General features: G+C 40.9%; 8 protein-coding genes and 1 other RNA gene. 3 read left to right on the forward strand and 6 right to left on the reverse strand.

Annotation, left to right across the window (positions count from 1 at the left end):
- From recQ to RAC86_RS35000, 5 genes are all read right to left on the reverse strand, one after another.
- Positions 1-1722, reverse strand: a 1722-nt coding sequence (gene recQ / locus RAC86_RS34980; RefSeq protein ID WP_377886648.1) for a DNA helicase RecQ, incomplete at its 3' end; no start/stop codon positions are given.
- Between the two features lie 141 nt (positions 1723-1863).
- Positions 1864-2049, reverse strand: a non-coding RNA gene (ssrS, locus tag RAC86_RS34985) — 6S RNA.
- A gap of 231 nt (positions 2050-2280) precedes the next feature.
- On the reverse strand, positions 2281-2907 hold the full coding sequence (azoJ, locus tag RAC86_RS34990) for an FMN-dependent NADH-azoreductase AzoJ (RefSeq protein ID WP_003220143.1): 627 nt from the start codon (positions 2905-2907) through the stop codon (positions 2281-2283).
- Positions 2908-3056: 149 nt separating this feature from the next.
- Entirely contained in the window at positions 3057-3548 is a 492-nt protein-coding gene (locus tag RAC86_RS34995; RefSeq protein WP_003231259.1) for a TraR/DksA family transcriptional regulator, read from the reverse strand.
- Positions 3549-3622: 74 nt separating this feature from the next.
- Positions 3623-3955, reverse strand: a complete 333-nt coding sequence (locus RAC86_RS35000; RefSeq protein ID WP_003231257.1) for a hypothetical protein — start codon at positions 3953-3955, stop codon at positions 3623-3625.
- Between the two features lie 77 nt (positions 3956-4032).
- Here RAC86_RS35000 and RAC86_RS35005 point away from each other — a divergent pair, with 77 nt between their 5' ends.
- Complete coding sequence (locus tag RAC86_RS35005; protein ID WP_015383862.1) at positions 4033-4260, forward strand: hypothetical protein; 228 nt, start codon at positions 4033-4035, stop codon at positions 4258-4260.
- Here RAC86_RS35005 and yocM read toward each other — a convergent pair.
- On the reverse strand, positions 4247-4723 hold the full coding sequence (gene yocM, locus RAC86_RS35010) for a salt stress-responsive protein YocM (RefSeq protein WP_122895479.1): 477 nt from the start codon (positions 4721-4723) through the stop codon (positions 4247-4249). The genes RAC86_RS35005 and yocM overlap by 14 nt on opposite strands.
- A 66-nt stretch (positions 4724-4789) precedes the next feature.
- Between yocM and RAC86_RS35015 the strand changes: the two genes are divergently transcribed.
- Together RAC86_RS35015 and RAC86_RS35020 are read left to right on the forward strand one after the other, a co-directional pair.
- Entirely contained in the window at positions 4790-5053 is a 264-nt protein-coding gene (locus RAC86_RS35015; RefSeq protein WP_004399338.1) for a hypothetical protein, read from the forward strand.
- Positions 5054-5057: 4 nt separating this feature from the next.
- Positions 5058-5261 (forward strand): hypothetical protein (locus RAC86_RS35020; protein ID WP_377886649.1); only part of this gene is annotated, 204 nt, incomplete at its 3' end.

Below are 5261 nucleotides of genomic sequence, written 5' to 3' on the forward strand. Positions count from 1 at the left end.
TTTTGCTCTTTTTTGTTCTCCGACTCCTTTTATAGACAAAAGTTCCTCATCATTTACGGGCTGTTTTCCTGACATTTCTTTTAACGTTTGGTCAGAGAAAACGACAAAAGGAGGAACACCCTGCTCTGCCGCGATTTCTTTGCGAACGATGCGCAATCGTTCAAACAGCTCGTCATTTTCAGTAATCGCTGCCGCTTTTAACGCTTCTTTTCTCGTTACTGATAATTCTCCTCTCAGCACATTCCTCCCTTTACTGCTGACAAAAAGAGTCGGAAACGTTCCGTCTGACATCTTGATGAAATCGTCAGAAATAAGAAATTCGATAAAATCACTGATTTCCCCTACTGATTGGTGTTTTAATATCCCGTATGTTGAGAGATCGGAAAAGCCGTTTTCAAGAACTTTTTTATTTTTGGAGCCGGCCAACACCTGGGCAACCATCGTCTTGCCAAATCGTTCTTTCATGCGAATGATACAAGATAAGACCATTTGCGCCTCCCGGGTCACGTCATGGGACGTCCTTGTATCAGTGCAGTTTCCGCACTGTCCGCACGCATCAGGCTCCGTTTCTCCGAAATACATAAGGATAAAACGCTGCAGACAGTCTTCCGTGTGACAATAGTCGACCATTTGTCTCAGCTTTTTTAAATCTTGCTTTTGTTTCTCTTCATGCTCTGATTGTTCAATTAGGAAACGCTGCACCATAATATCCTGCGGTGAAAACAGGAGAACACATTCGCTGGCAAGACCATCCCGTCCAGCTCGTCCAGCCTCTTGATAGTAGCTTTCCATATCTTTCGGAATTTGTGCATGCAGAACAAATCTAATATTTGATTTATCAATGCCCATTCCAAAAGCAGAGGTTGCCACCATCACTTGCAGCTCATCATTAAGAAACCTTTCCTGTTGCTCTTTTCTCACATCATCTGCCAAGCCCCCGTGATACCGGCCTGCACTGATCTGATTTCGTTTCAACCTCTCATAAATCCGATCAGCTTCTTTTCTGGTCGCTGTGTAGACAATCCCTGCTTCATGTTTGTTGTTTTGCACATATTCATCAATAAAACGATCCTTATTTTCTCCTTTTGCTACTTTAAAGGTTAAATTGTCTCGGGAAAATCCGGTATGTACCGTGTTTTCTTTTTGAATATGTAGCTGTTTGCAAATATCCTCATGAACCTCAGGTGTTGCTGTTGCTGTTAATGCCATGATGACAGGCTTGTCATGTAATTCTCGGAACAAAATTTCAATATTTCTGTAGCTTGGCCTGAAATCGTGGCCCCATTGAGAAATACAGTGCGCCTCGTCTATTGCGACCAAAGGAACATCAATGTCCTGCAAAATCCGTATAAACTCCGTGGACGTAAGTCGCTCCGGTGTAATGTAAAAAAGCTTATAAGCCCCTTCTTTGAGTCCGTTCAGCCTCTCATATATTTCCTGATTGGATTGTGTGCTGTTAATGTAGGCGGCGTTAATCCCCGCTTCTTCTAACGCATCGACTTGATCCTTCATCAAGGAAATCAATGGCGAAATGACGATCGTTGTCCCTTCAAACATTAGTGCCGGAATTTGATAGCAAATCGATTTGCCTCCTCCCGTCGGCATAATGCAGGCCGTATTTTGTCTCGCTTCCGTCACCGAGCGGATCGCTTCTTCTTGTCCGCTGCGGAGCTTTTCATAACCGAAATAATGGGCCAGAAGGGATTGGGCTCTATGTAACATAACGTGTAAACCTCGCTTTTCCTTGAATTTCTCCCATCATATCATAAAAAAGCGGCCTTCATTTCTTTCACACAGAAATTGAATTTTCACTATACCTATCTTTTTTAGATAAAATAAAAAGCCATTTCCAAAAAGGAAATGGCTTTCGCTACGTCTTGCCGTATGCAAGTAAGAAAGTTTTAAACCACCACTCCTCAAAGTGGGTGTTTGCAGAAACGTTCCTGTCGTCCTCTACAAGGAGGCATGACATTCCAGCTTCGATATAAAACTCCCTATTACAGCTTAAAGGTTAAAACTTAATTAACAATACGCACAAAGTAGCTTCTTTTATATAGTACACCATCAGCCGTTTTTTATCAAGGGGCCAGAACAATTGTTTAGAAAAACTTTTTCCAGCGATTAAAACTGCTTTTTCGCTATTATATCTGATGATTCGACAATCCGAAAAATATATTACAATAAAAAAACAGCCTTTTCCGCTAAGAGGAATGACTACTTTCTTCTATATAATATGTATACAAAAACACTCCTATCGCAGTGATAGGAGTCTTTGTTCCATTAGAATTTCGCAGCAAGATCTTTTGCTTCTTGTAAACCTTTTTCAACGATTTCTTGTGCTTGATCAGGCGCTGCGTTATGTCCTTCGATGACAACTGTGTGCAAGTCTTGAACACCCCAGAAACCAAGAACTGTTTTCATGAAGTTTAATGACATTTCAAGTGCAGCCATTGGTCCTTCAGAGTAAATGCCGCCGCGCGCGTTAAGGAGTGCAACTTTTTTGTCGCCCATTAAACCAACTGGTCCTTCTTGTGTGTATTTGAATGTAACGCCTGCACGAGACAGGTAATCAACATAAGTATGAAGAACGGCTGGCACTGTGAAGTTCCAAAGCGGGAATGCGAAAACAACTTTGTCAGCTTTTACAAACTGATTCAGATATTTGTCAGCAATTGCTGCTTGTTTTTTCTCTTCTTCTGTCATTTCCATTCCTTGACCTGCTTTAAATGTTCCGTTAATCATATCTCTTCCAAGGTAAGGAAGGTTCTCTTTATGAAGATCTAATTCAACCACTTCATCAGCAGGGTTGTTTTCTTTATAAGCAGCTAAGAAAGCTTCGTAAAGTTTAGTTGAAACGCCTTCTTCAGCTGTACGGTCGCTTGATTTTACAAATAATACTGTAGACATTTGTATTCCTCCCGGTAAACTTTTTATATTTACTTACAAATAGTATGTTACTTTCTTTTTTACGCAAAGTCAATCACTTTATTTTGAATATGAGATTTTTTTCAAAAAAAAGCAAGTACATCTAATAACGGTGTACTTTCTTGCCATTTTTACTTCGAATCTTGTTCACGATCCAAGATTTCATACGTCTGCGAGCTTTTTTGATCAATTGTTTCTTTGTTGGATAAGTCTTTTACCTGTTCATGAAACTCTCTTTCATAAGAAGGAGCATCTGTCTCCAGATCATCCTCCACATCAGCTTGGGCCTCAACTGTCATTCTTGCATAAGGAACAGCTTCAAGTCTTTCGTAAGGAATCTCTTGACCGGTTTTTTCACACACGCCATAAGTTCCATCTTTCATCTTTTGTAATGCACGGTTGACCTCCTCTAACAGCTCCCGGTCAATCTCTTTCACTGTTTGGTCTGTCATCCGGTCTGTGACGAGCGTCCCGTGGTCTGCCATATGGTTGTCAACCCCATTGGAAAGCTCCCCCACTTCTTCCGTCATTGATTCTGTTTCCTTTTTCTCGCCAGACAATTCTTTTTGCATATCGAGCAATTTATGATAGAGATGCTGTGTTTGTTCTTTTGTCAGTGCCATGTATATCCTCTCCTTTCTATCCTGTTTCCCGTTTTGCCTTCTGTCAAACATGGGAACATCGATGGAAAGATGAGCTACTGCCTTTTTGAACGGATCGTGACCGCTGGCGTCGATGGTGCTTCGGGTTTTCGTTGGCACTTTTTGTCCTTCTCTTCTGGCGGTATATAATAGGTTGCGCCTATATTTAATCTGCCGCTCAGTTCATCAATGGTCAGCTCGCCGAATTCAAGATGATAGTCAACTTTTTCGACATTCAGCGTTTCAATATGTATATAGGTTTCTTCAGACTCTTGTTTGCTGCTTTGTTTTTGTTTCTCAATCACTGAGAGTCTTTCTTCACATTCACGCAGTTTGTCAAGTTCTGGTTTCAAGCAATGCCTGATCAGCGACCGGAACATTTTTTTCATGACATCACGACCCTTTGCATACTCCTCTTTCGTCTACATATATAATGAGGTATATCCCATAGAAAGGAGAGTTTTTCATGCTTCCGACTAACATCAATATTTCTCATCTCAAGACTAACTCGATAGGCACCGGCTCATCCCTTACCTTTGGTTCTGCGGAGTTAAGGAACAGGTGCTCTGCTATCAAAAGAAATAACGGTTTTGGGGAACAAAATGCAGATGTTATTGTTATGGTCATTCCGATTGAATCAATTGATGACCGTGATGGGGCAGATGCACTCAGTATGAAAATCAATCATCAATAACAATGGTTTTCGCTTGACCTTCGTCTTTTTGAATGGTGATGTATAGGATTCCGTCTTTAAAAATGGCATTCATCTTTCCATGAAGATGATCGGAAAGCGGAATTTTCTTTTCAAAACTTCCGTATTTCCCTTCTTTTTGGCGAAAGTCCTGTTCATTAAAATAGGAAAAGCGCTGCCCCTTCACCACTAAATAATCTCCGTACGATAATATGTGAACGTCTTGTTTACGGTAGCCTGGAAGATAAATTAAAAACTGCACTTCCGTAACGGTATCTACAATATCCATGCTCGGAAATGAAGCATCTCCTTTCCCTCGCTGATCTTGCTGCGAAAACGGAAACGGAGATTGGCCATTTGTCATAAAAGGGGTTTTTTGGTCTTCATCAAATACCTGTTTCCAAAAGTCACCGCCGTACATCTGCTGCGCGAATTCCATCCACTGCTTCATCTTTTCGAAATCCATTTGAAGCCCCCTGTCTTAACATACTTTATAACCGCCAGCATACAACTATAGAAAGGAGGTTTGCCTGTGGTTCAACCAACTCCGTATATCAATATTAATATTTTCATGCTGAAAATTAATTCCTTTGAAAATGCTTCAGCGGTTAACGTAGGACAAAATTTATTGGCAGAATGGCAAAATTCAGATAAAAAAAATCAAGGCTACGGACAGAATTTTGGAGATGCGAGCGGATTTATGGGCACGAGAAGCCATGTGGATGACAGAGACCAAATTGATTCTCCGGCCTCTTTTGAAAGTGAAGCGGTTAACTCCTCAATCAAAAGGAAGTGATGAGATGTTCTTTTCACCCTCCGTCGTGAATGTCGGCGGATTTAAAATCAATACGATGGATCGAGGTTCCTCTTTAACACTCGGTCCGTATCAGCAGGTCGATTACTTTTTATCAGCTAAAATAAATCAAGGGTTTGGAGAAGAAAATGGCGACTTTACTCCTCTTGTCGTACCGATTTCAAATGTATTAGATGCAGATCTTGTTGAT

It is taken from the genome of Bacillus sp. LR_5, assembly GCF_042709275.1.

Bases quoted from the DNA above. Each gene is read 5' to 3' on its own strand.
- azoJ (WP_003220143.1), bottom strand. From the start codon at position 2,907: ATGTCTACAGTATTATTTGTAAAATCAAGCGACCGTACAGCTGAAGAA.
- RAC86_RS34995 (WP_003231259.1), bottom strand. From the start codon at position 3,548: ATGGCACTGACAAAAGAACAAACACAGCATCTCTATCATAAATTGCTC.
- RAC86_RS35000 (WP_003231257.1), bottom strand. From the start codon at position 3,955: ATGAAAAAAATGTTCCGGTCGCTGATCAGGCATTGCTTGAAACCAGAA.
- RAC86_RS35005 (WP_015383862.1), top strand. From the start codon at position 4,033: ATGCTTCCGACTAACATCAATATTTCTCATCTCAAGACTAACTCGATA.
- yocM (WP_122895479.1), bottom strand. From the start codon at position 4,723: ATGGATTTCGAAAAGATGAAGCAGTGGATGGAATTCGCGCAGCAGATG.